27 protein-coding genes and 1 pseudogene are annotated in these 23,041 nt (G+C 64.9%); 8 read left to right on the top strand and 20 right to left on the bottom strand.

Annotated elements, in window-relative coordinates:
• A partial coding sequence (locus XAXN_RS02645; RefSeq protein ID WP_209018934.1) for an integrase core domain-containing protein occupies window positions 1–158 on the top strand: 158 nt, incomplete at its 5' end.
• Between the two features lie 212 nt (window positions 159–370).
• On the opposite strand, the gene rapZ is transcribed toward XAXN_RS02645, so the two are convergent.
• From rapZ to XAXN_RS02595, 10 genes are all read right to left on the bottom strand, one after another.
• Window positions 371–1,243, bottom strand: coding sequence for an RNase adapter RapZ (gene rapZ / locus XAXN_RS02640; protein WP_054318390.1), 873 nt, complete (start codon window positions 1,241–1,243; stop codon window positions 371–373).
• Window positions 1,240–2,190: an HPr(Ser) kinase/phosphatase gene (gene hprK, locus XAXN_RS02635; protein ID WP_003487845.1), complete on the bottom strand. Its 951-nt coding sequence runs from the start codon at window positions 2,188–2,190 to the stop codon at window positions 1,240–1,242. The genes rapZ and hprK overlap by 4 nt, the downstream gene beginning before the upstream one ends.
• Window positions 2,187–2,645, bottom strand: a complete 459-nt coding sequence (locus tag XAXN_RS02630; protein ID WP_054318389.1) for a PTS sugar transporter subunit IIA — start codon at window positions 2,643–2,645, stop codon at window positions 2,187–2,189. The genes hprK and XAXN_RS02630 overlap by 4 nt, the downstream gene beginning before the upstream one ends.
• A 21-nt stretch (window positions 2,646–2,666) precedes the next feature.
• Window positions 2,667–2,984 (bottom strand): ribosome hibernation-promoting factor, HPF/YfiA family, encoded by a 318-nt coding sequence (hpf, locus tag XAXN_RS02625; RefSeq protein ID WP_054318388.1) that lies wholly within the window; start codon window positions 2,982–2,984, stop codon window positions 2,667–2,669.
• A gap of 87 nt (window positions 2,985–3,071) precedes the next feature.
• Window positions 3,072–4,511 (bottom strand): RNA polymerase factor sigma-54, encoded by a 1,440-nt coding sequence (locus XAXN_RS02620; protein ID WP_054318387.1) that lies wholly within the window; start codon window positions 4,509–4,511, stop codon window positions 3,072–3,074.
• Window positions 4,512–4,551: 40 nt separating this feature from the next.
• A complete protein-coding gene (lptB, locus tag XAXN_RS02615; protein ID WP_008572666.1) occupies window positions 4,552–5,271 on the bottom strand; it encodes an LPS export ABC transporter ATP-binding protein in 720 nt (239 codons plus the stop codon).
• Window positions 5,271–5,852 carry a lipopolysaccharide transport periplasmic protein LptA gene (gene lptA / locus XAXN_RS02610; protein ID WP_134980312.1) on the bottom strand — a complete coding sequence of 194 codons (582 nt, stop codon included), beginning with the start codon at window positions 5,850–5,852 and terminating at the stop codon, window positions 5,271–5,273. The genes lptB and lptA overlap by 1 nt, the downstream gene beginning before the upstream one ends.
• Window positions 5,830–6,405 (bottom strand): LPS export ABC transporter periplasmic protein LptC, encoded by a 576-nt coding sequence (lptC, locus tag XAXN_RS02605; protein ID WP_054318385.1) that lies wholly within the window; start codon window positions 6,403–6,405, stop codon window positions 5,830–5,832. Before lptC ends, lptA begins: the two co-directional genes overlap by 23 nt.
• The gene (locus XAXN_RS02600) at window positions 6,402–6,950 is read right to left on the bottom strand and encodes a KdsC family phosphatase (RefSeq protein ID WP_054318384.1); all 549 of its coding nucleotides are present in this window, start codon (window positions 6,948–6,950) and stop codon (window positions 6,402–6,404) included. The genes lptC and XAXN_RS02600 overlap by 4 nt, the downstream gene beginning before the upstream one ends.
• 48 nt (window positions 6,951–6,998) lie before the next feature.
• Entirely contained in the window at window positions 6,999–8,000 is a 1,002-nt protein-coding gene (locus tag XAXN_RS02595) for a KpsF/GutQ family sugar-phosphate isomerase (RefSeq protein WP_054318383.1), read from the bottom strand.
• A gap of 53 nt (window positions 8,001–8,053) precedes the next feature.
• Here XAXN_RS02595 and XAXN_RS02590 point away from each other — a divergent pair, with 53 nt between their 5' ends.
• The 3 genes from XAXN_RS02590 (at window position 8,054) to XAXN_RS02580 (ending at window position 10,102) form a co-directional block, all read left to right on the top strand.
• Entirely contained in the window at window positions 8,054–8,281 is a 228-nt protein-coding gene (locus tag XAXN_RS02590; RefSeq protein ID WP_014090695.1) for a BolA family protein, read from the top strand.
• A gap of 226 nt (window positions 8,282–8,507) precedes the next feature.
• Entirely contained in the window at window positions 8,508–9,782 is a 1,275-nt protein-coding gene (murA, locus tag XAXN_RS02585; RefSeq protein WP_054318382.1) for a UDP-N-acetylglucosamine 1-carboxyvinyltransferase, read from the top strand.
• Window positions 9,779–10,102 carry a hypothetical protein gene (locus XAXN_RS02580; RefSeq protein WP_042823158.1) on the top strand — a complete coding sequence of 108 codons (324 nt, stop codon included), beginning with the start codon at window positions 9,779–9,781 and terminating at the stop codon, window positions 10,100–10,102. Before murA ends, XAXN_RS02580 begins: the two co-directional genes overlap by 4 nt.
• Window positions 10,103–10,660: 558 nt before the next feature.
• On the opposite strand, the gene XAXN_RS02575 is transcribed toward XAXN_RS02580, so the two are convergent.
• From XAXN_RS02575 to purM, 6 genes are all read right to left on the bottom strand, one after another.
• Window positions 10,661–11,344 (bottom strand): DUF3108 domain-containing protein, encoded by a 684-nt coding sequence (locus XAXN_RS02575; protein ID WP_054318381.1) that lies wholly within the window; start codon window positions 11,342–11,344, stop codon window positions 10,661–10,663.
• 3 nt (window positions 11,345–11,347) lie between these two features.
• On the bottom strand, window positions 11,348–12,175 hold the full coding sequence (locus tag XAXN_RS02570; RefSeq protein WP_054318380.1) for a DUF3108 domain-containing protein: 828 nt from the start codon (window positions 12,173–12,175) through the stop codon (window positions 11,348–11,350).
• 66 nt (window positions 12,176–12,241) lie between these two features.
• Complete coding sequence (gene purN, locus XAXN_RS02565) at window positions 12,242–12,910, bottom strand: phosphoribosylglycinamide formyltransferase (protein ID WP_054318379.1); 669 nt, start codon at window positions 12,908–12,910, stop codon at window positions 12,242–12,244.
• On the bottom strand, window positions 12,897–13,514 hold the full coding sequence (locus XAXN_RS02560; protein WP_054318378.1) for a DUF2238 domain-containing protein: 618 nt from the start codon (window positions 13,512–13,514) through the stop codon (window positions 12,897–12,899). The genes purN and XAXN_RS02560 overlap by 14 nt, the downstream gene beginning before the upstream one ends.
• A gap of 22 nt (window positions 13,515–13,536) precedes the next feature.
• Window positions 13,537–13,995, bottom strand: coding sequence for a hypothetical protein (locus XAXN_RS02555; RefSeq protein WP_054318377.1), 459 nt, complete (start codon window positions 13,993–13,995; stop codon window positions 13,537–13,539).
• Between the two features lie 17 nt (window positions 13,996–14,012).
• A complete protein-coding gene (gene purM, locus XAXN_RS02550) occupies window positions 14,013–15,152 on the bottom strand; it encodes a phosphoribosylformylglycinamidine cyclo-ligase (protein ID WP_174515515.1) in 1,140 nt (379 codons plus the stop codon).
• Between the two features lie 22 nt (window positions 15,153–15,174).
• Between purM and XAXN_RS02545 the strand changes: the two genes are divergently transcribed.
• Genes XAXN_RS02545 through hda form a run of 3 tightly spaced genes read left to right on the top strand, consistent with a single transcriptional unit; the run spans window position 15,175 to window position 18,154 of the window.
• Window positions 15,175–16,287: a DUF2066 domain-containing protein gene (locus XAXN_RS02545; RefSeq protein WP_054318376.1), complete on the top strand. Its 1,113-nt coding sequence runs from the start codon at window positions 15,175–15,177 to the stop codon at window positions 16,285–16,287.
• Complete coding sequence (locus XAXN_RS02540; RefSeq protein WP_054318375.1) at window positions 16,284–17,450, top strand: AI-2E family transporter; 1,167 nt, start codon at window positions 16,284–16,286, stop codon at window positions 17,448–17,450. Before XAXN_RS02545 ends, XAXN_RS02540 begins: the two co-directional genes overlap by 4 nt.
• Entirely contained in the window at window positions 17,447–18,154 is a 708-nt protein-coding gene (gene hda, locus XAXN_RS02535) for a DnaA regulatory inactivator Hda (protein WP_042823147.1), read from the top strand. The genes XAXN_RS02540 and hda overlap by 4 nt, the downstream gene beginning before the upstream one ends.
• 84 nt (window positions 18,155–18,238) lie before the next feature.
• On the opposite strand, the gene murU is transcribed toward hda, so the two are convergent.
• The 4 genes and pseudogenes from murU to XAXN_RS02515 all read right to left on the bottom strand — a co-directional run bounded on the left by murU (window position 18,239) and on the right by XAXN_RS02515 (window position 22,309).
• Window positions 18,239–18,967, bottom strand: coding sequence for an N-acetylmuramate alpha-1-phosphate uridylyltransferase MurU (gene murU, locus XAXN_RS02530; protein WP_054318374.1), 729 nt, complete (start codon window positions 18,965–18,967; stop codon window positions 18,239–18,241).
• The gene (locus tag XAXN_RS02525) at window positions 18,964–19,983 is read right to left on the bottom strand and encodes an aminoglycoside phosphotransferase family protein (RefSeq protein ID WP_054318373.1); all 1,020 of its coding nucleotides are present in this window, start codon (window positions 19,981–19,983) and stop codon (window positions 18,964–18,966) included. The genes murU and XAXN_RS02525 overlap by 4 nt, the downstream gene beginning before the upstream one ends.
• 56 nt (window positions 19,984–20,039) lie before the next feature.
• On the bottom strand, window positions 20,040–20,312 hold the full coding sequence (locus XAXN_RS02520) for a GlsB/YeaQ/YmgE family stress response membrane protein (protein ID WP_054318372.1): 273 nt from the start codon (window positions 20,310–20,312) through the stop codon (window positions 20,040–20,042).
• Window positions 20,313–20,816: 504 nt separating this feature from the next.
• Window positions 20,817–22,309 (bottom strand): annotated as a pseudogene (locus XAXN_RS02515) (M20 family metallopeptidase).
• Window positions 22,310–22,466: 157 nt separating this feature from the next.
• Here XAXN_RS02515 and XAXN_RS02510 point away from each other — a divergent pair.
• Window positions 22,467–22,841, top strand: coding sequence for a ComEA family DNA-binding protein (locus XAXN_RS02510; RefSeq protein WP_338133127.1), 375 nt, complete (start codon window positions 22,467–22,469; stop codon window positions 22,839–22,841).
• Window positions 22,842–23,041 lie beyond the last annotated feature (200 nt).

Below are 23,041 nucleotides of genomic sequence, written 5' to 3'. Positions count from 1 at the left end.
TCAAGGAACAGTGCGTCCATCAGCACCGGTTCGAGAGCCTGGCCCACGCACTACGCGTCATCAGCGACTGGATTGGGTTCTACAACCGGCAGCGCCCGCATCAGGCACTGAAGATGATGACGCCTGACCAAGCCTATGCCGCTACATTAACCAACTGACCTGTGCAGAAACCGGTGGGTCATTATATTGATGCGCTACTTGGGCGTGAAGTACAAGCCTGCTTGGCGAGTGAAATACAAGATCAGGCAGGTCATGGCACAGCGGGAAGCTGTATATGCACGCTCCTGCAAAAGTGCCCCAAATGTGGGTGCAGCAGACACAGTTCACGGGATGCCGCTGTAACGATTCCCGATTCTCGATTCCCGGCCCCTCAGTCCTGCTCGCGATGAAATGTCGCCACTTCCGGCCAGCCTTGTTCGCGCGCATGTCGGGCCATGCGTTCGGCCATGTACACCGAGCGATGCTTGCCGCCGGTGCAACCGAAGGCGATGGTCACGTAGCTGCGGGTATCGTTGCGCAGCCGCGGCAGCCAGGTGTCGAGCAGGTCCACGATCTGCGCGCTGTAACGTTGCACGTCGGCCTCGTTGTCCAGATAGTTGCGCACCCCGGCATCGCGGCCGGTCAGCGGGCGCAGCTCCGGATCCCAGTGCGGGTTGGGCAGCACGCGGGCATCGAACACGAAGTCGGCTTCGGCCGGCACGCCGCGCTTGTAGGCAAACGATTCGAACAGCAGCGACAGCCGATCATTGGAACCAAGCGCAAACTCGGTAACCACGCGGCGGCGCAATTGATGCACGTTGAGCGTGCTGGTGTCGATGACGGCATCGGCCTGCGTACGCAACGGTTCGGTCAACTGGCGCTCGCGGGTGATCGCCTCGGGCAGTGCCAGGCCGAGATGGCTCAGCGGATGACGGCGACGGGTGTCGGCGTAGCGCTTGATCAGCGCCTCGTCGCTGGCTTCGAAAAACAGTAGTCGCGCCTCGATGCCGTATTCCTGCGCGGCCTGGCGCCACTGCGCCAGCTGGGTCAGGTCGCTGCGGCTGCGCACATCGATGCCCACCGCCAAGCGCTGGTCGCCGATCGGGTTACCACGCAGGCGGCTTTTGACGAAGTCCGGCAGCAGCTCGACCGGCAGATTGTCCGAGCAGTAGTAGTCCAGGTCTTCGAAGGTCTTCAGCGCGACCGATTTGCCCGAGCCGGACAGCCCGCTCACGATCATCAACGTGGAGGGCGCGATACTCATGGCGTGCGTCGCTCCAGCAAGTTGCTATGGCGGGCGATGAACATCGCGGCCGGGTCGATGCCCTTGGTGCGCAGGATATGCAGCCGGGTCGCCGCTTCGGTCAGCACGGCCAGGTTGCGGCCGGGCATGACCGGCAGAGTGATCAGCGGCACATCCAGGTCCAGCACATGGCGGCTGCCGGAGTCGCCGGTCAGGCGCTCGTAGCCGGACGGCGTCGGCTCGGTCATCGGCCGGGTCAGGTGCACGATCAGACGCAGGTACTTGTTCTTCTTCACCGCGGTGTCGCCGAACATGTCGCGCACGTTCAACACGCCGAGGCCGCGCACTTCCAGCAGGTCCTGCAGCAATTCGGGGCAGGTACCGTCGAGCACGTCGGGCGCGATCTGGGTGAACTCGGGCGCATCGTCGGCCACCAGCCGGTGGCCGCGGCTGAGCAGTTCCAGCGCCAGCTCGCTCTTGCCCGAGCCGGCTTCGCCGGTGATCAGCACGCCGATCGAATAGATCTCCATGAACACGCCATGCAGCGTGACCCGCGGCGCCAGCGTGCGCGCCAGATGGTAGGAGAGGTGGTTGAGCAGTTCGTGGCCGCGCTTGGAGGAGATCCACAGCGGCGTATTGGATTCGTCCGCCGCCGCGCGCAGATCTTCCGGGCAGGACTGGTTCTTGCTGATCGCCAGCGCCAGCGGTTGCACCTGGATGATTTTTTCGATGGTTTCCCAGCGCTGCCGCGCATCCAGCGAGTCCAGCCAGGCCAGTTCCTCGGTGCCCAGGATCTGCACCTTGTTGGGATAGATCACATTGAGGTAGCCAGCCAGCGACGGGCGCCGTGCGTTGTTGCTGCCGGCCTGGATCTCGCGGTGTTCGCCCTTGGGGCCGGCGACCCAGCGCAGCGCCAGCTTGTCGCGTTGCTGGTCGAACAGTTCGCGTGCGGTGATGCTGGTATTCATGCCGCGCTCGCCTGTGCAGGCGGCAGGTCGGCCAGCAGCGCCATCAGGGCATCGGCATTGGGTGCGGCGCGCAGGTTCCGACGGAAGTCGGCATCGGAAAACCGTTCGGCCAGCTCAGACAGCAGCATCAGGTGCTGGTGGGTGTAGTGCCCCGGCACGGCCATGGCGAAGACCAGATCCACAGGCTCGTCGCCGCCAAAGGCTACCGGCGTGTTCAGCCGCAGCAAGGCCCCGCGTGGCTCAGTGAGGTTGGGGCAGCGCCCATGCGGAATAGCGATGCCATGGCCAATGGCGGTGCTGCCCAGGGCCTCGCGCTCGCACAGGTTGGCGTAGAGCTGGTCGGCGCCGGCCTGACGGCAGGAGAGCAGGTCGGCGGCGGCATGCAGGACGGTGTCGCGATCGGCGGCCGGCGACACTACGGTGCGCACGGCCGCCATCAGATCGGTTAAAGGCATGAAAGCATCAGGCGGGAAGCGTCATGCGGGATTGTCGCGCACCTCGCGGGCGTGGTGGTTACATTTCTTCTCTTTGTGCTTGAGGACCAGGCGGTCGAGCTTGTCGACCAGCAGGTCGATGGCCGTATACATGGTGGAACCGCTGGCATCTGCGTGCAGGGTGCGACCGGGAAGGTTGACGGTGGCGACCACGTGGTGGTCCGGCTTGCGGACGGCCAGCTGCGTTCGGACTTCGCAGTGTTGGTCGAAATGGCGCTGCAGTCGCTGCAGCTTGCTTGCCACGTACTCCCGCAGGGCGGGGGTCACTTCAAGCTGGTGGCCATACGTCTCGATACGCATCGGATACCTCCATTGGTCGGTGGGCCAATGAACCGTTCCGGTGATCCGACAAACCCGGCGCATGCCGGCGTTGCGGTGGTTGCAACGTCAGGCGATGCGCACGCGTTCGTGGGAGGCGGAAATGTTCATGGCCTCACGATACTTCGCAACGGTGCGCCGCGCCACTGGTACGCCGGATGTTTTCAGCAGATCGGCCAGCTTTGCGTCGGAGAGCGGTTTGCGCGGGTTTTCCGCATCGATCAGGCGCCGGATCATGGCCTGGATGGCGGTGCTGGAGGCCTCGCCGCCGCTGTCGGTGTCGATGCCGGAGGCGAAAAACGCGCGCAACGGGATGGTGCCGCGCGGGGTACGCACGTACTTGCGGGCGATCGCGCGGGAGATGGTGGACTCGTGCAGGCCGAGCTCGCCTGCGATCTCGCGCAGCGTCAACGGGCGCAAGGCCTGCGCACCGAACTCCAGGAACCCGGCCTGGTGTTGCAGCAGGCAGCGCACTACCCGCAGCAGGGTTTCCCCGCGCGCCTCCAGGCTCTTGAGCAGCCAGCGCGCCTCCTGCAACTGGCCGCGCAGATAGCCGGCATCGGATTCGCCGCAGCTGCGGATCAGGTTCTCGTAGCCACGGTGGATGGTGACCTTGGGCTGCGAGCGGCCGGCGAGCGACGCGCGCCACACGCCGCGCTGGCGCCAGATCACGCAGTCGGGCACGACATAGGTGTCCTGCGACAGGTCGCCGATCTGTTTGCCCGGGCGCGGGTCCAGCGAGCGCACCAACTGCACCGCCTGTTCCACATCGGCAGTGGAGCGCTTGAGCTCGTGGGCCAGCCCGGCCACGCCGCTGCGCGGCAGCCGTTCCAGCGGGCCGGCAACGATCTGCAGCGCCAGCTCGCGCCCAGGCGTGTCCGTATCGAGCACCCCCAACTGCAACGCCAGGCATTCGCCCAGGGTGCGCGCGCCCACGCCCACTGGGTCGAAGCGTTGGATCTGATGCAGGACGGTGAGCACATCGGCCTCGTCGACCACTGCGCCCAGCGCCAGGGTTTCGAGAATGGCCGACAGTGGTTCGCGCAGGTAGCCGTCTTCGTCGAGCGTGTCGATCAGCATCGCGCCGATCTGGCGGTCGCGCGGCGACAGCGGCGACAGATGCAGCTGCCACAGGAGGTGGTCGGCCAGTGTTTCGGATTCGGCCACCCGCTCTGCGGCATCGCCGGACTCTTCGTCGTCGAAGCTGCCGCCGCTACCGGAGCCGGTCCACTGCAGTTCGTCCTGCGCCCAATCCTCGTCGCGCTCGGCAGGCGCGGCTTTTTCGCGCTGAGGTTGTTCGGTGGACGCGGACGGCAAGAATTCCACCGCGATGTCGCTGGCCGTATGCGCGGCTTCGTCGGCCCATTCCAGCAGCGGATTGGTTTCCACGGCCTCGGCAATTTCCACTTCCAGCTCGGTGCTGGACATCTGCAATAGCTTGATCGCCTGACGCAATTGCGGCGTCATGACCAACTGCTGTCCTAGCGATGTCTGGAGCCGGGCTTTCATGCGGGCACTGACTGGAAGAAGCGTTGGCGCGGCGACGCGCTCAAAGGCGGAAAGTTTCCCCCAGATACACGCGACGGACGTCGGGATTGGCTAGCAACGTGTCTGGTGCCCCCTGCGCCAGCACGCCCCCCTCGGCGAGGATATACGCGCGGTCGCAGATTCCCAAGGTCTCGCGCACGTTGTGGTCGGTGATCAACACGCCGATGCCGCGCTCCTTGAGGTGGATGATGATGCGCTGGATCTCGCCGACCGAAATCGGGTCCACGCCGGCGAACGGTTCGTCCAGCAGCATCATGCGCGGCTTGGCGGCCAGCGCACGTGCGATCTCGCAGCGTCGCCGCTCGCCGCCGGAGAGACTGGCGCCGAGCTGATCGGCCACGTGGGTGATCTGCAGTTCTTCCAGCAGCGAGACCAGTTCTTTCTCACGCCCGGCGTTGTCGAGTTCCTCGCGCAGCTCCAGCACCAGGCGGATGTTGTCGGCCACGGTGAGCTTGCGGAAGATCGACGGTTCCTGCGGTAGGTAGCCGACTCCCAACTTGGCGCGTGCGTACATAGGCTCGGCGGTGAGGTCGCGGCCGTCCAATTCGATACGCCCGGCATCAGCTTCGACCAGACCTACGATCATGTAGAAGCAGGTGGTCTTGCCGGCGCCGTTGGGGCCGAGCAGACCGACCACTTCGCCGGCCTCGAGCGTGAGGCCGAATTCCTTGACCACTTCGCGTTGCTTGTACTTCTTGCGCAGACCGGTGGCGACCAGCATTACTTCTTCCCCTGCGGCTTGGCAGCGGGCTTGGCTGCTGCCGGGGCCGGGTTGGTCGCAGGCGTGGCAGCAGGCGCTGCTGCTCCCGGAACTGCGGTCTTGGGCTGGATGATGGTGCGCACGCGGCTACCGTCGCCGCCGCTTTGCATGTTGCCGGTCTTGGTGTTGTAGACCATGCGCTGCCCGGCGTTGGTGCCCTTGGGCGAATCGACCTTGTAATTGCCGGTCAGGATGATGATTTCATCGGCGACCTTGTATTCGATGTTGTCGGCCTGGCCGTGCATCATCGTGCCGTCGTCCATCTCCTGCTTGAGCGTGGCCTGCTTGCCGTTGAGCACCACGCGATCGGTCTGGCCGTTCTTGTGGAAGATATCGGCGGTGTCGGCGTGGATTTCCAGCGTGCCCTGGGTAATCACCACATTGCCGCTGAAACGGCACTTGCCGCTGTCATCGAGCATGTTGCAATCGTTGGCATTGGAGTCGATCGCCATCGGCTGGTTGCGATCGCTGGTCTTGGCCATTGCCAACGCAGGCAGCAGCAGTGCAACAAACGCCAGTTTAGCGGGCAGCATTCGGTTCATAGCGGGTCTTGACCTGAGAGAGGAGCTTGTACTGGCGTGATTTGAGGTCGGCTTCGAAGCCGACGCCGCTCTGCATGATACCCGGGCGGGTCATGGTCACCGGCGCGTCGGTCTTGGCGATGTTCTGTTGCGGGAACACGTCCAGGCTTTGGGTGCGGAACGTGGTTGGCGGGGTGGCGCCGCCGGTGGGGCTGTCGCCCTCGACATCGCCGCGCAGACGCAGCTGGGTGCCGTCCGGGTTGACCCAGCCGGTCTTGGAGCGCAGGGTCCACGGCAGATTGGCGTTGTCGGGCATCAGGAACACCGGCGTGGTGATGTCTGCGGTCTGGTCGGCACGGTTGCGATGCATCTCCGGCGCGCGCAGGGTCATCGACTCCTTGCCGCTCTGCTTGTCCAGGGCAATCAGCTCGAAGTCGCGCAGGATGTAGTCGGCGCCGGACTCCTGCACGGCCGCGGCCGCCGGGCGCGCGCGCTGCTTCCAGGCCGACCAGCCGGAAAGGACGGCGGCGGCGAACAGCACGACGCCCAGGGTGGTGCGCCAGTTCCAATTCATGCCGAAAACCCTTCGATGATGCGTTCGACCTGGCCTTGCGCAGCCAGCACCACATCGCAGACTTCGCGCGCGGCCCCTTCTCCGCCACGGGCGCGGGTATGCCACTGCACGCGCTCGGCAATCCAAGGGTGCGCGTTGGCCGGCACCACCGGCAGGCCGACTGCGAGCAGGGCGGGCAGGTCGGGAAGGTCATCGCCCATGAACAGCACCTGGTCCAGCGACAAGCCATACTCCTGGCATAGCGCCAGCACTGCCAGGCGCTTGTTCTTCACCCCGATCTGCACATGCAGGCCCAGATCCTGGCCGCGCTTTTCCGCCGACAGGCTGGCGCGCGCAGTGATCAGCGCCACATGGATGCCAGCTTGGTCGAGCTGCTTGAGACCCTGGCCGTCAAGCACATTGAACGCTTTGCTCTCGTGACCGGCGTGGTCGTAGTACAGGCGGCCGTCGGTCAGCGTGCCGTCAACGTCGAAACAGGCCAGGCGGACGCGCGCGGCGCGCTCGGTCAGCTCGGCGGGAAGGTGCTGCAAAGGGGAATAGGGCATCGGCACGAATCGGTGAGAACGGGGTCCGGCGGTTGAAAACTGAACCTGTTAAACCACCTTGGCGCGCAACAGGTCGTGAATGTTCAATGCACCCACCGCGCGGTGCTGTGCATCCACCACGATCAGGCCGTTGATCTTGTAGTCCTCCATCAGCCGCGCGGCCTCGGCGGCCAGCTGGTCGGCGCCGATGGTGCGTGGGTTGCGCGTCATCACCTGCGCGATGCCGGCGCTACGCACGTCGATGTCGCTGTCCAGCGCACGGCGCAGGTCGCCGTCGGTGAACAGCCCGATCAAACGGTCGTCGGCGTCCACCACGGCGGTCATGCCGAGGCGCTTGCGGCTCATTTCCATCAACGCTTCGCTCAGGCTGGCGTCTTCGCGCACACGCGGCAGATCCTCGCCGGCGTGCATCACATCGGTGATGTGCAGCAGCAGGCGCCGGCCCAGGCTGCCGGCCGGGTGCGAGCGCGCGAAGTCGTCGGCGGTGAAGCCGCGCGCATCCAGCAGCGCCACCGCCAGCGCATCGCCCATCGCCAGCGAGGCAGTGGTGCTGGAGGTCGGGGCCAGATGCAGCGGGCAGGCTTCAGCGGAGACGCTGACGTCCAGGTGCACGTCGGCGGCCAGGGCCAGTGTGGAACTGGTGCGGCCGGTCATGGCGATGATCGGGTTGCCCTGGCGCTTGAGCACCGGCAACAGCATGCGCACTTCGTCCGATTCGCCCGAGTAAGACAGCGCCAGCACGATGTCGGCCTCGGTGATCATGCCCAGGTCGCCGTGGCCGGCCTCGCCAGGATGCACGAAGAACGCCGGGGTGCCGGTGGAGGCCAGGGTGGCGGCGATCTTGCGCGCCACATGGCCGGACTTACCCATGCCGGTGGCGACCACCCGCCCGCGCGAGGCCAGCACCAGCCGGCAGGCCGCAGCGAAGTCGCTGCCGATACGTGCGCCCACGCTGGCCAGCGCCTCGCGCTCGATCTCCAGCACGCGCTGGCCGCTGGCGACCAGGCTGGCGTCGCTGACGGTGGCGGAGGGCAGGTGCGAGACAGCCATGCAGGACTCGGGTGAAGAGTAGAATGTGCGCTCATTTTATGAGGAAACGCCCTTTGGACGCCGAAACCATCCGTAAACTCATCGAATCCGGCTTGCCTGAAGCCCGCGTCGACGTGCACGGCGACGACGGCGTGCACTTCGAGGCCACCGTGGTCAGCCCCGCATTCGTGGGCAAGCCGCCGCTGGCGCGGCACCGCATGGTCTATGCGACCCTGGGCGAGCTGATGGGCGGGGCGATCCACGCGCTGCAGCTGAAGACGCTGACGCCCGAAGAAGGCTGAACGCAGCCGCCGTGCTCGCCGTCAGGCGGGCTGGGCCGGGCGCTGTGTAGGCAGGGGTACGCACCTGCATCGCCTCGTCCACGCTCACGCAGTGATTGTGTCCAGCGCGTCCCGGGCCGTGCCGCTCGATCCCCCGGTTCCACCGCGCGCCACTTGCACCACGGTCGATACCTCCCTCACTTCATTCCCCCGACATCCCTTTTACTTTCGGATTTCTCAGATTCCCATGGCAAAAATCGTAGTGACCGGCGGCCAAGCGCTGCATGGCGAAGTCAATATTTCCGGCGCCAAGAACGCCGTGCTGCCGATCCTGTGCGCGACCCTGCTGGCCGACGCGCCGGTGGAGATCAGCAACGTGCCGCATCTGCACGACGTGATCACCACGGTGAAGCTGCTCGGTGAGCTGGGCGCCGAGGTCACCATCGACGAAGGCACGCTGGCCAAGGGCCGTTCGATCCTGGTCGACCCGCGCTCGGTTACCCATCAGATCGCGCCGTATGAGCTGGTCAAGACCATGCGCGCCTCGATCCTGGTATTGGGCCCGCTGCTGGCGCGCTACGGCACCGCCGAAGTCTCGCTGCCCGGCGGTTGCGCGATCGGTTCGCGCCCGGTCGACCAGCACATCAAGGGCCTGCAGGCGCTGGGTGCCGAGATCAGCGTGGAAAACGGCTATATCAAGGCCACCAGCCATGGGCGCCTGAAGGGCGCGCGCTATGTGTTCGACATGGTCAGCGTCACCGGCACCGAAAACGTACTGATGGCCGCTGTGCTGGCCGAAGGCACCACGGTGCTGGAAAACGCGGCGATGGAACCGGAAGTCACCGACCTGGCCGATTGCCTGATCGCGCTCGGTGCGCAGATCGAAGGCGCAGGCACGCCGCGCATCGTGGTGCAGGGCGTGGAGCGCCTGGGGGGCGGGCACCATGCGGTGCTGCCGGATCGCATCGAAACCGGCACCTTTCTGGTCGCCGCGGCGATGACCGGCGGCAGCGTCACCGTACGCCGCGCGCGCCCGGACACCCTGGACGCGGTGCTGGACAAGCTGACCGAGGCCGGCGCCACCATCACCACCACCGCCGACAGCATCACGCTGGACATGCAGGGCAAGCGTCCGCGCGCGGTCAGCCTGACCACCGCGCCGTACCCGGCGTTTCCTACCGACATGCAGGCGCAATTCATGGCGTTCAACTGCGTGGCCGATGGCGTGGGCGTGATCAACGAAACCATCTTCGAAAACCGCTTCATGCACGTCAACGAGCTGCTGCGCCTGGGCGCGAATATCCAGGTCGAAGGCCACACCGCCATCGTGCGCGGTGCCGAACGCCTGAGCGGCGCGCCGGTGATGGCGACCGACCTGCGCGCGTCGGCATCGCTGATCCTGGCGGGCCTGGTCGCCGATGGCGACACCACCATCGATCGCATCTACCACCTGGACCGTGGCTACGAAAACATCGAGGAGAAGCTGGGGGCGCTGGGCGCGACCATCCAGCGCACCGCATGATCCTGCGCGGCCGTTTCACCACCCGGCGCAAGATCCTGCTCGGCGTGATCGTGCTGATCCTGGCGTGGCTGGCCTACGCCTGGAGCGTGGGCATGGCCATCACCCAGGGCGTGGAGTTCAAGGACATGGACTGGAACAACGACGGCACCGCCAGCCGCGAAGAGATCGCACAATCGTTCTATGCAGTGGCGGTGAAGAAGACCGTTGAAGGCAAGCGCCATTGCGACCTGTTTTATTGGCGCAAGAACGACCAGCAGATTCGGGTGGATTGCCGCACGGTGTTCATGACCGGCGATGACAAGGCTGCCGCAAAGCCTTGAGAAGCGATGGGTTGTGGAGCACCGATAGTTCACGCATAGCGGCTGATTTGCGATTGTTCTGGAGGGTCCTTGCCCGCCCACCACCGCGGGACACACTGCAAGTACGTACTTGTAAGCTCTTACGCGGCATCCATGCCGCGTAAGGTCCCGCGACGGTAGGCGGGCAAGGACCAGTCACGATGGTCGGTGTGCAGAGTTTCAACCGACAACACTCAGTGCTCTGGCGTGGTCTGTTGGTTCCGCAATCGAGGCACCCGTATGTTGTCTTGCATGGTGTCCTCGCCGTGCCCCCAAGCGGCCGTTGCTGCTTTCGCTTTCAACAAAGCAGCCAGCCAACTGTCTGGTGCGGTGTCCTCACCGATCGTGGGACCGTTGGCGGCATGGATGCCGCCATCGAGCCTCCACGGATGGATTCACGGCGTGTCCCGCGAACGGTGAGGGCGCCGCGCGTTCGGGTAACCACGCTTCGAACCGCTATTGGTGGGCTGTCCGCGCAAAGTGGTGCCCAGCGGCGCACCTCGGCGCATTCCTGGGCACGCTCGGTCGCGCGCGGCTTGCTCAGCGCAGTGACTTGATGGTCAGGTCCAGCGCGTCCTGGCCCTTTTCCTTCTGCAGCAGGCGCGCCGGGACCGGCAGGTCCTTGACCACCCAAGCGATCAGTTCCTTGTCGCCGTCCACGCGCGAGACCTTGGTGGCCTGTTCCTGCTTGCCGTTGACGGTGATGGTTTCCTTGCCGACCACCTTGTAGCTCATCGGCTTGATGCGGCCTTCGTCCACCATGCGGTAGTTCAGTGGTTTGCCGGCGGCCAGATCGCGCGTGATGGCCAGGTTGATCAGCAGCGCATCCATGTCGCCCGGCTGCAGTTTTACCGGGCCACGGCGGTCCGGCTTGATGTCGCCGCCCCAGGTCGCCTGACTGGTCTTCCAGTCGTAGTTGGCGGTGACATTACGGCGCCTGACCATCATCGACGAGGTGTCATTGCTGCTGACCGGGCGTAGCCGGCCATTGGCTTCCTCGAACACCGTGCTCTGGGTCAGGTTGGCCAGTTGGTTCTGGATAGTCAGCGTATACCGCCACTGATTGGCGCCGGCAGCGGCCAGGGTCATGGTGCCGTTGGCCTGCATGCCCATGTAGTTGGCCGAGTAGTCGGCCTGGAAGGGCTGCATGGCCAAGGCGGGCAGGCTGGCCACGGCCAACGCGGCGGCGGCAATGATGGCGCTGGAACGGGGAAGGGTTTTCATCGGTCAGGCTCCTTGGTATTCGACCAGGCGTAGATCGACCTGATCCTCACCTTTGTCACGTTGGAGGATGCGCACCGGGGTGGGGACCCCGTTGGCGATCCAGAGGATGGTTTCGTTGTCGCCACCGTTGACGCGGTAAACGCGCAACGCGTCGTAGCTCAGATCGCCCACCTGCACCACTTCGGTGGCATCGGCGGCGCGGTAGTCGTATTTGCGCACCTTGCCCACGTCGACATAGCGATAGCTGAGGCTGCGCCCGGGCTGCGCGTCGCGCATCAGCGACAGGTTCAGCGACAACGCGCTCTGGTCGCCGTGCTGCAAGGGAATCGGCTGCTGGCGATCTTCTTTCAGGTCACCGTTCCATTGCGCTGTGCCGGCCTGCCAGTTGTAGACGCCGGTGACCTTCTTGCCGAAGAACACTGCCTTGCGCACCGTGCTCTGGCTCAGCGGCACATACGTGTCGCCATCCACGCGGAACACCGTGCTCTGCTCCAGGTTCAGGCCCAGAATGCTGGCGAAGCCCTTGCGGCCACGCACCGACATGTCGATGCGCCACTGGCTACCTTCGCCGTGGCTGACCTGCATGGTGGCATCGCCCGCCTCCTTGCCCCGATAGAACGCTTGGTAGGTCGCCACGAACGGCTCCAGCGGCGGTGGCGTCCAGGTGCTGGCGGGCAGGGCAGCGGGCGGTGTCGGCGCGGCACTGGCAGTTGCAACAGGAGCGGGCGTCGCTGGCGCAGGCGCGGCGGGCGCCTGTTGCGCACGGCCGGTGCCGGCCTCGGTAAGCAAGGCGGCAGTCAACAGCGCGGCGGCGATCGGGATGACGTTCATGCGCTGGTGGCGGGCACGGAGGCCGCAAGGATGTCCGAGACGGGATGAGGGGAATGTCTTCCGCATTCAGGCGAGTGCGGTGTTTGCGGACTCTAGTCGCAGTGGCGTAAACAGGCACTGACCGTCGATATGTACGGTGTCGCCATGCACCGCGACGCGGCCACTGGCAAGCAGCTCCAGCGTGGCCAGGAGCAGCGGGTGCTCGCGCGCCAGCACCCGCGCGGCCAGTTGTTCGGCACTGTCGTCGGGCAGGACCGGGACGCGCGCCTGCGCGATCACCGCGCCGGCATCCAGCTCCGGCACCACCAGGTGCACGCTGGCACCATGCTCTGCATCGCCGGCTTCCAGCGCGCGCGCGTGCGTGTGCAGGCCGCGATATTTGGGCAGGAGCGAGGGATGGATGTTGACCATGCGCCCGGCAAAACGGCGCACCAACGGCTCGCCCAGGATGCGCATGTAGCCTGCGCAGATCACCCAGTCCGGCTGCGTGGCGGCGATGGCATCGCCCAGCGCGGCATCGAACGCGGCACGGTGGGGGAAGTCGCGCGGGCTGGCGCTCCAACGACGCGCCGGCGCGACTTTCTGCAAGGCTGGCGCCTGCGGGCGATCAGAAAACACCCCGACCACCTCGGCATGTAGGCGCCCACTGGCGATGGCATCGACAATGGCCTGCAGGTTGCTGCCACGGCCGGAGGCCAGCACGGCCAGGCGCAATGGGGCTTCAGGTGCGCGCATTGACTAAATTTCTCACGACGGGATAGGCAGCCAGACTGCCGAGGGTGGCCAACAGCATGTCGGTATGCGCATCCCAAGGATCGCCCTGTTGGCCGTTGTAGGCCTCGGCGGCCTGCGGTGACAACAGCAAGGCGATGCCCCATTCGAACCATTCGTAGACCAGGCTCACGCACATGATGCTCATCACAGTGAGGCAGAACGTCTGCCCAAGCGTCAATTTGCGCCACAGCCGCGATGTCAACTGCGCGATGGCGGGGGTAAAGCATAGCCCGAACAGCAGATGGATCAGTCGGTCAAAATGATTGCGCTTCCAGCCGAAGGTGGCGTTTGGCGACCAGTGCAAGAGCTGCTGGCTCCACTGCTCGTAAGGTACGTTGGAGTACAGCCAGCGCGCACCGACACAGTGCATGCCGATGAACACGCAGATGCTCACGAACGCGCCATCGTTCAATGGCCAGCGGCGGTCGGCCCACGCCAGCGCGATCAGCCCGAGTACCGTGAGCGAGCTATGCAAGGCCTGCTCGACTGACCACAACGGAGCGATCCATGTCACCGCAAACAACACGACATTAGTGATCAATGCAGCGAATTTCATGCGGCGCATGATCCTTGTGCTCACAAACGTCTCAAACCGCAGCGTTCTCGGAACCGAACAGAGCCTTCACCTGCGGGCGCAGCAGCGTCACCAGCGTAAACACGCCGAGCACGGTGCCGAACGGCATGAAGGAACAGGAAATGCCGGCCACGATCAGGCACAGCAGGTGGCGCCTGCGCTGGGCGATGCAGCGCCCAGCGTAGGCCATGAAGCCGGCCATGCTGAGTCCACCCAGGATGAGCATCGCTGCAATGATCACGAAGACCCAGCCGAACAGCTGTATCTCCTGTGGCGCCGTCTGCCCGGTGCTGTCCTTCATGGGCAGCCGCCCGGTCACGATGGCCAGCCTCATGAATAGGTGGATCAGCGGAATCAGCGAAAACAATCCGGTGAGGCCGGCCAGCACGTAGTGGAAGATCGACAGCAGCCTGAGATGCTGAAGATCGTCGGTGCTGGCCGATGCGGTCGTGGCGACTGGGGAAGCGTCCATGCAGGTGTCCTGATCGATCAGCCGATGCGCACGCGCTCGTCGCCATGCACCGGCACCACCAGGCCGATGCGCCAATGCGCCAGCGACTGCGCACTCAGCGCCTGTTCCAGCGCGGGCGCTTGAGCGGGCGCGGCGATCAGCACGAAGCCGATGCCGCAGTTGAAGGTGCGCCACATTTCGGCATCGGCCACCGCACCTTCGCGCTGTAGCCAGGCGAAGACCGGCGGCAGGGTCCAGGCAGTGGCGTCGATGTCCAGACCCAGACCTTCGGGGATCACGCGGATGATGTTTTCGGTGAGGCCACCACCGGTGATGTGGGCCATGGCGTGGATCGCCTCACCGTGCGACTTCAGCAGCGCCAGCACCAGCTTGACATATAGCGCAGTCGGCGCCATCAGCGCATCGATCAGCTTGGTGCCATCGTCCAGCACGTGCTCTGCCGGCGCGCCGGCGCGCTCGTAGATCCTGCGGATCAACGAATAGCCGTTGGAATGCGGACCGGAGGAGGCGATGCCGATCAGCACGTCGCCTTCGCGCACCTGTGCGCCATCCAGTAGCTGCGATTTTTCCACCGCGCCCACGGTGAAGCCGGCCAGGTCGTATTCGCCCGGCGGGTACATGTCGGGCATTTCCGCGGTCTCGCCGCCGATCAGCGCGCAGCCGGACAATTCACAGCCGCGTGCGATGCCGCCCACCACCGCCGCAGCGGTGTCCACGTCCAGCTTGCCGGTGGCGAAGTAATCCAGGAAGAACAGCGGCTCGGCGCCCTGCACCAGCACATCGTTGACGCACATGCCGACCAGATCGATGCCGATGGTGTCGTGCCGGCCCAACTGCTGGGCCAGCTTGAGCTTGGTGCCCACCCCGTCGGTGCCGGAGACCAGCACCGGCTCCTTGTACTTACCGGACAGGTCGAACAGCGCGCCGAAGCCACCCAGGCCGCCCATGACCTCGGGACGGAAGCTGCGCTTGACCAGCGGCTTGATGCGTTCGACCAATGCATTGCCGGCGTCGATGTCGACACCCGCGTCGCGGTAGGTCATGGTCATGGGCGAGGGGCTGGAAGGCGTTTGGCTGGTCACGGGCGGGGGTGGCTCGGCGGTAAAGACGGCGATTTTAGCAGCCACGTTGGCGCTAGCGCCCCATTCGGGCAACAATTCACTCGGATACGCTTATGTCATGGAACCGTCGATGCGCCGCAGTCTCGCTTTCTTTCTCGCCCTCGTGGTCGCAATGCCCGTCGCCCCGGCTTTTGCGCAAGCAGACCTGCGCACCGAAGGCGACGTTGCCAAGGCGCAAAGTGCCTATGACGCCGAAGTGCCGGTCAATAGCCAGAGCGAATCCGATCGCCCCGGCGCACTGGCGCGCGCGCTGGGCGCAGTGCTGGGCAAGGTCTCCGGCGACCGCGGCGTGATGAGCCGCCCCGGCGTGCCGCAGGCGCTGCGCAACGCGCCGAACTACGTCGAACACTCCGACTACCGCCAGGATCAGGGCACCTCGCGCACCGGCGCGCCGACCTTCCGTACGACTCTGGTGGCACGTTTCCGGCAATCGGATGTGGATGGCCTGATCGCCGCGCTGGGCCTGCCGGTGTGGCCCCTGCCGCGGCCCAAGCCGGTGCTGTGGTTGGCCATCGACGATGGCAGCGGCCCACGTCTGGTTGGCGTGGCCCAGGCCAATGCCGCGCGCAGCGTGCTGGACCGTGCGATCGAACGCGGCTACCGACTCGGGTTGCCGAGCGGCGCGGCCGCCGAGCAGGCACTGGCTGGCGCGATCTGGCGCAAGGACACCGCCGCGGTGTCGCGCGCCTCGGCCAAGTACAGCCCGCCGATGCAACTGATCGGCAAGCTCTACCGCAATGCCGCCGGCTGGACCGCCGATTGGGTATTCGTGGACAACGGCAATGTGCTGTCCAGCTGGACCAGCAGCGACGGCGATGCACGCCGCGCCATGGCTGCCGGTGCCGACGGCGCCGCCGATGCGCTGGTCAAGCGCTACGCCAAGCGGGTGGATTCGGGCGTGCCCGGTGTCTACCGCGTGGTGATCACCGGCATCAGCAGCGCCGACGACTACCTGCGCGTGTCGGCCGCGCTGCAGGGCGTCTCGGTGGTCCGCAGCATCCGCCCGGTCAGCGCCAATGGCGACCGGATGGAACTGGATCTGGAGTTGCTCACGGGTATTTCCGGTCTCAACCGTATGCTCGGCGACAACAGCCCGCTGGTCTCGGTGTCGGTGCCGACCGAAGGCCCGATCATTCTCGAAAACGAGCACGCCGAGTACCGCCTGAAATGACTTTGACTCCCGAAGCCGAAATTGCCCAGTTCCTGCGCCGCCTCAAATGGGCGGCGGTGATTGTCGGTGTGTTGTGGGTGGTCTCGTTGCTGGCGCCGATCCTGACCCCGTTCGTGCTGGCGCTGTTGCTGGCATGGCTGGGCGACCCGCTGGTTGACCGGATCGAACGTGCCGGACGCTCGCGTAATGTCGCAGTGATGCTGGTCTTCGTGCTGGCAACGCTGCTATTCGTGCTGGCGTTGATGATTCTGGTGCCGATGATCGAACGCCAGATCATGACCTTGATCGATGCGCTGCCGCAGATGCGCAACTGGGCGATCGGTACCGCCATTCCGTGGCTGGAAGCCAAGACCGGCATGCAACTGATGGCCTGGCTGGATCCGGAGCGCTTGATCGACTGGATCCGCAGTCACTGGGAACAGGCCGGTGGCGCCGCCAAGACGCTCTTCGGCTACGTATCACGTTCGGGCTTTGCGATGGTGACCTGGGTGATCAACCTGGCGCTGCTGCCGATTCTGGCGTTCTATTTTCTGCGCGACTGGGACCGTTTGGTCGAACGTGTGGCTGCCGTCATCCCGCGCGCCTACATCGGCACCGTGAGTCGCCTGGCGCAGGAATCCAACGACGTGCTCGGTGGCTTCATCCGCGGCCAGTTCCTGGTGATGCTGGCGCTAGGTGCTATCTATGCCGTTGGCCTGTCCATCATCGGGCTCAATCTGGGCTTGTTGATCGGCATCATCGCCGGCTTGATCAGCTTCATCCCGTACCTGGGCGCGACCACCGGCATCGTGCTCGCATTGCTGGCAGCCATCGTGCAGGCGCAGGGGCTGGATCTGAAATTGCTGATCGGCGTGGGTGTGGTGTTTACGGTGGGTCAGTTGCTGGAAAGCTATGTGCTCACTCCGCGCATCGTCGGCGACAAGATCGGCCTGCATTCGGTGGCGGTGATCTTTGCGGTGATGGCCGGCGGCCAGCTGTTCGGCTTCCTCGGTATGTTGCTGGCATTGCCGGTCGCGGCGGTGGGCAACGTGCTGTTGCGCTATGCGCATGAGCAGTACACGCGCAGCGATCTGTATGCGGGCGAGCGAGCCGGCATCGTGCTGCAATCCACGCCCGAGCGCAGCGTGATCGTCGACACCAGCAAGGACGCAGACCGTTTGTGAGTGTTCCGCAGTTGCCGCTGGCGTTGCGCGCGCCACCCGACCAGCGCTTCGACAGTTACATCGCCGCCCCCGACGGCCTGCTTGCGCAATTGCAGGCGCTGGCTGCAGGGCAGGTGAGCGATTGGCTGTATCTCTCCGGCCCCGCCGGCACCGGCAAGACGCATCTGGCACTGTCGCTCTGCGCCGCGGCCGAGCAGGCCGGGCGCACGCCGGCATATCTGCCGCTGCAGGCGGCCGCCGGTCGCTTGCGCGATGCGCTCGAAGCGCTGGAAGGCCGCAGCCTAGTCGCACTGGATGGCGTGGAAAGCATCGCCGGCCAGCGCGACGACGAAGTGGCGCTGTTCGATTTCCACAATCGCGCGCGCGCGGCCGGCATCACGTTGTTGTACACCGCGCGCCAAATGCCCGATGGGCTGGCGTTGGTGTTGCCGGACCTGCGTTCGCGGTTGTCGCAATGCATCCGGATCGGGTTGCCCGTGCTCGACGATGCGGCACGCGCGGCGGTGCTGCGCGACCGCGCGCAGCGTCGCGGCCTGGCGCTGGACGAAGCGGCGATCGACTGGCTGCTGACTCACAGCGAGCGTGAACTGGCAGGGCTGGTGGCCTTGCTGGATCGCCTGGATCGCGAATCGTTGGCCGCAAAACGCCGCATCACCGTGCCATTTCTGCGGCGTGTGGTAGCGGGGATGCCGGGACCCGGATAACGCAGAAGCGAAGCGGATCGCGGTGCAGTGTTGTGCCATGCATCGATACGCTGCGGTGGATCGGCGGCAGGTAATACCCACGCCCTAGCGTGTCAGCTTTTCTCGGGTCCCGGGTCCCGCCAGTTCCCCCTGCAGCGCGGCCAGCCGCTGCGGCGTGCCGACGTCGGTCCAGCGTCCAGTGTGGTGGATGCCATCGATCAGGCCTTCCGCCATCTTTGCGCGCAAGATCGGCGCCAGCGCAAAGCGCGGTGCAGTACCAGTGTGTTCCGGTAACTGGCCAATGACCGATTGCCAATCGCGCAGCAGCGCCGGTCGATACATGCCAATGCCGGAATAGGTCAGCGTCGGAGGCAGATCTGCGCGCACCTTGCCATCTGCATCCAGCGCGAAGTCGGCGCTGGCGGCATAGCTGCGGCGATCGACCAGTACCAGCTGTGCAAGTCCTTCGGGTGCATGCGACAGACGGGAAAAATCGAAATCGGTCCAGATGTCGCCGTTGATGAGCAGAAATGGCGCATCGCCTAGCAGCGTCAGCGCATGCAACATGCCGCCGCCTGTCTCCAACGGCGTGGTCCCTTCGTATGAATAGGTCAGTCGCAGGCCGTACGCGCTGCCGTCTCCCAACATCTGCGGGAACTGCTCGGCCAGCCACGAGGTGTTGATCACCGCCTCGTCCACCCCCAGCGCCGCCAACTTGCGTAGATGCCATACGATCAACGGCGCACCGCCGACGGACAGCAACGGCTTGGGCGTGTGCTCTGTCAGCGGGCGCATGCGCTCGCCGAATCCTGCGGCAAAGATCAGCGCCTTCATGCCGTGGCCTGCTGCGCACGCGCAGTCAGCGCGGGCTTGATCACCTCGTCCAGCAGGCCGATTAATGGCGCAAGCTCGGCGTAGCGGGGCAGTACTTCATCCAGATACGCGATGAAGCGCGGCACATTGTCCAGATACCAATGCTTGCCATCGCGATGACTCAGGCGCGAGAAAATCCCCAGGTTTTTCAGATGGCGCTGCACGCCCATCCAGTCCGCATCTCGCAGGAAGTGCCCCAGCGGCGGCATCGGCAACCCGGCCGCCTCTGCCCGGGCGTGATAGCGCTGCAACCAGCCGTCTACCCGAGCGATTGGCCAGCTCACCGAAGTGTCCTTGAACAGGCTGATCGGGTCGTAGGCGATCGGGCCAATCACGCAATCCTGAAAATCCAGCACCGCCGGACCATCGGGTACCGGCATCAGATTGCGCGGCATGAAATCGCGGTGGGTGAATACGTGCGGCTGGGCCAGCGCATTGTCCATCAAACGGCGCTGCACCAATTGCAATTGCTCGGCATGGGCGCAGTCCAGCTGCACGCCCAGGTGGCGGCCTAAAAACCATTCTTCGAACAAACCGACATCGCGTTGGAGCAGTGCTTCGCTAAACACGCCGCTATCGGCAGGTGGGGGGATTTTTTGTAGCAACAACAGTTGGGCAATCGCGCCATCCAGCAAGTCGTCGGCGTTGGTGTCGGTGAGTACCTGTGCCAGCGTCGGAACGCCCAGGTCCTCCAGCAGTAAAAAGCCGGTTTCCAGATCCTGTGCAAGCACCTGCGGCACGCGTACCCCATGGGCGCCCAGGAGTGCATGCATGCGCAGCCAGGGCGCCACGTTTTCCAGCTGCGGTGGCGCATCCATCAAGATGCGATCCACCCCACGCCCGCGCGTGCGCCAATAACTGCGAAACCCCGCATCGACCGATGCGCGTTGCAGCGAGGCCTGCGGATCGTCGAGCGCTTGTTGTGCCCAGCGCAGGCGAAGCGCGTCGCGCGCAGCATCCGGATGAAGTGACGTCATGGAGAGAAGAGGCGTAATGAAGTGATGGATAACGCAGCAGACACGCGTTGAAACGCTCAGCGCTTGCTGCCACTGAACAACCGCAACAACGCCAGGATGGCAATCGCTCCGAGCAGCGCGCCGAGGAAGCCGGCCGGCTCGCCCGCGCGGTACCACCCCATGTAACGGCCAAACCAGGTGGCGACCACTGCACCGGCAATGCCCAGCACGATCGTCAGCAGACACCCCAGGCGTTGAGTCCCTGGCGTAATGAAACGCGCCAGCAGCCCAACCACAAAACCGACCAGCAGAATGTAGAGCCAGCTGTTGCTACCAAACAGATGATTCATCGCAGCACCGAAGGTGGACGGGATCGGCAGACTAGCATTTCGGATGTCGCTACCTCACGTAGCGGGAACCGGAGCGCGCGCGTGGATGCACTGCCTTCAGGATGGCATGGTCATCGGCTCCTGCTGCCCAGCGCTCATGGTTTCGGGCTGTTATTCCAGGAAGCTGTCTTCCCAGCAGAGAACTCGTCTTTCAATGAAAGGCCCCCAGCGGGAAACTTTGCTGATGTAGGTATGCAAAGAACACCAGTTCTGCGCTGGGCAATGCGCACCAGGCGCTTGCCGAAGAAGAGCAACCGCTAGCCCCTCTCTCAGCGGGGAGGGGTGAGGGTGGGTACGGGGCAGGCAATCCATGGAGCCAGGCGGCCAGGTTGCACCAGCAGGCCCGGCGCCAAAGCGGGTTAGCCCGACGACCAAGGCGCACCCGCATTAGCCCACTCTCACAAGCGCAGACCGACTCTCGTGGAATCGATGCGCGCCAACCGCACGCATCGATGACGCCACAACTCAACAGCAACCATGCCCACCATGACGGGTGCCGCTATCGGCCGCCACCGGCGAGCCGCTGGTTTCGCCGCGCAGGCAGGCGGCGTGATGGTCGGCAATCACCTTCGAGACGCAGGCAGTCACCCGTTTGCCCATCGGGATGTGCAGGAACTCGTTCGGCCCATGCGCATTGGAATGCGGCCCAGCACGCCGGTGATCATGAACTGCGCGCCGGGGAACTTTTCGCCAAGCATGCCCATGAACGGGATCGAGCCGCCTTCGCCCATGTACATCGCCGGCTTGTCGAAAAACGCCTGGCTGGCGTCGTCGATCGCTTTCTCCAGCCAGGGTGCCATCGCCGGCGCATTCCAGCCGGACGAGGCCTTTTCCAGCTCGAGCGTCACCTGCGCACCATTGGGCGGGTCGCGCAACAGCGCTGCCTTGAGCGACTCGCCGCAGGCCTTGCCGTCGGCCGTTGGCGGCAGTCGCAGCGACAGTTTCACCGCGGTCTGCGGGCGCAGCACGTTACCGGCCGAAGCCAGCGGTGGCATGCCGTCCGCACCGGTGATCGACAGCGCCGGGCGCCAGGTGCGGTTCAACACCAATTCGGTGAGGTCCTCGTGCATCGGCACCAGGCCAGCGACCATCGGGAACTTGTCGAAAATAGCGGTATCCAGCGTGGCAGCGGCGGCCTTCGCTTGGGTCAGCCGTTCGGCGGGTACCTCCACATGCAGGCCGTCGAGCAGGATGCGGCCGCTGGTTTCGTCTTCGATGCGCGACAGGAGCTGGCGCAGCAGGCGGAAGCTGGACGGCACCACGCCCGAGGCATCGCCCGAGTGCACGCCTTCTTCCAGCACCTTGACCGTCAGGTTGCCGCCGGTCAGCCCGCGCAGCGAAGTCGTGCACCACAGCTGCTCGTAATTGCCGCAGCCCGAGTCCAGGCACACCACCAGCGACGGCTTGCCGATGCGCTCGGCCAGATGATCCACATAGGCCGGCAGATCGTAGCTGCCGGATTCCTCGCAGGCCTCGATCAACACCACGCAGCGCGCATGCGGCAGGCCCTGGGTGCGTAGCGCCAGAATCGCGGCCAGCGACCCGAAGATGGCGTAGCCGTCGTCGGCGCCACCACGCCCATACAACTTGTCGTCGCGCAATACCGGCTCCCAGGGCCCCAGGTCGGCATCCCAGCCAGTCATCTCCGGCTGCTTGTCCAGGTGACCGTACAGCAGCACGGTGTCGTCACCCGATTCGGGGCCAGTGGCCGGAATCTCGATGAAGATCAATGGTGTGCGGCCTTCCAGACGCACCACTTCCACCTGCATGCCGTCGATGGCCTGCGCGCGCGCGCAGGTCTCCATCAATACGACCGCCTGCTCCATGTAGCCGTTGGCTACCCAGTCCGCATCGAACATCGGTGACTTGTTGGGAATACGGATGTAATCGACCAGTTGCGGGACGATCTCGCGGTCCCAGGTGTCGCTGATGAATTGGTCGCTCTTGGCGCTGTCCATGGAGGCTCCGAATGCTTGACGTAGTCAGACATTCTACGCCCGCCTTGAGGGGTAGGTATTTCCCTACAAGGCGGCGCGCAGTTCACCGGCTGTGTGAAAAGTTCGTCGGCGATAGGATTGCTGCATGTGGCGCGGGACACTGGCTCCGCCGGCAGGAATGCTGGCTAGGACCATCACCCAAGCCACAAGGAGCGCTGCAATGAAGTCATTTACCGTAGTCCTGAAGTCCCTGCTACTGGCGTTGCTGTTGTCCTCGAACGCGTACGCGCTCGATAAGGTCGATATCAACACCGCGTCTGCTGAGGAATTAGACAAGGTGCTGATGAATGTCGGGCGATCAAAAGCCGAGGCAATCGTCGAGCACCGTCAGGCAAACGGTCCCTTCAAAAGTGCCGAGGAACTGGCACTGGTCAAGGGCATCGGACTCAAGACGGTCGAACGGAATCGCGACCTGATCGAAGTAGGAGCCACGATGGCTCCCGCCAAGAAGGCTGCCAAGGGGGCGGCGGTGAAACCGGTGGGACGGCGTTAAGGGGAAGGGATCCGAGATACGGTTCGACGCGAGGATGCGTGGCCGCAACCTAACTGGACAGGATGTCCGGGGGATGGCTGGAAGCCGACAAGGACGTGGAATCGCCCGGTGTTGCACTTGGACGTGCAGCCGGGCGTTTTTCGTTTGGGCCTCTGAAGATCTTGGGATCGCGCATCGCCAAGGTGCGACGTCCCCCCGAT

Source organism: Xanthomonas axonopodis (genome assembly GCF_001304695.1).
Classification (GTDB): Bacteria; Pseudomonadota; Gammaproteobacteria; order Xanthomonadales; family Xanthomonadaceae; genus Xanthomonas; species Xanthomonas axonopodis.
This window is presented reverse-complemented; position numbering and strand designations above follow the sequence as displayed.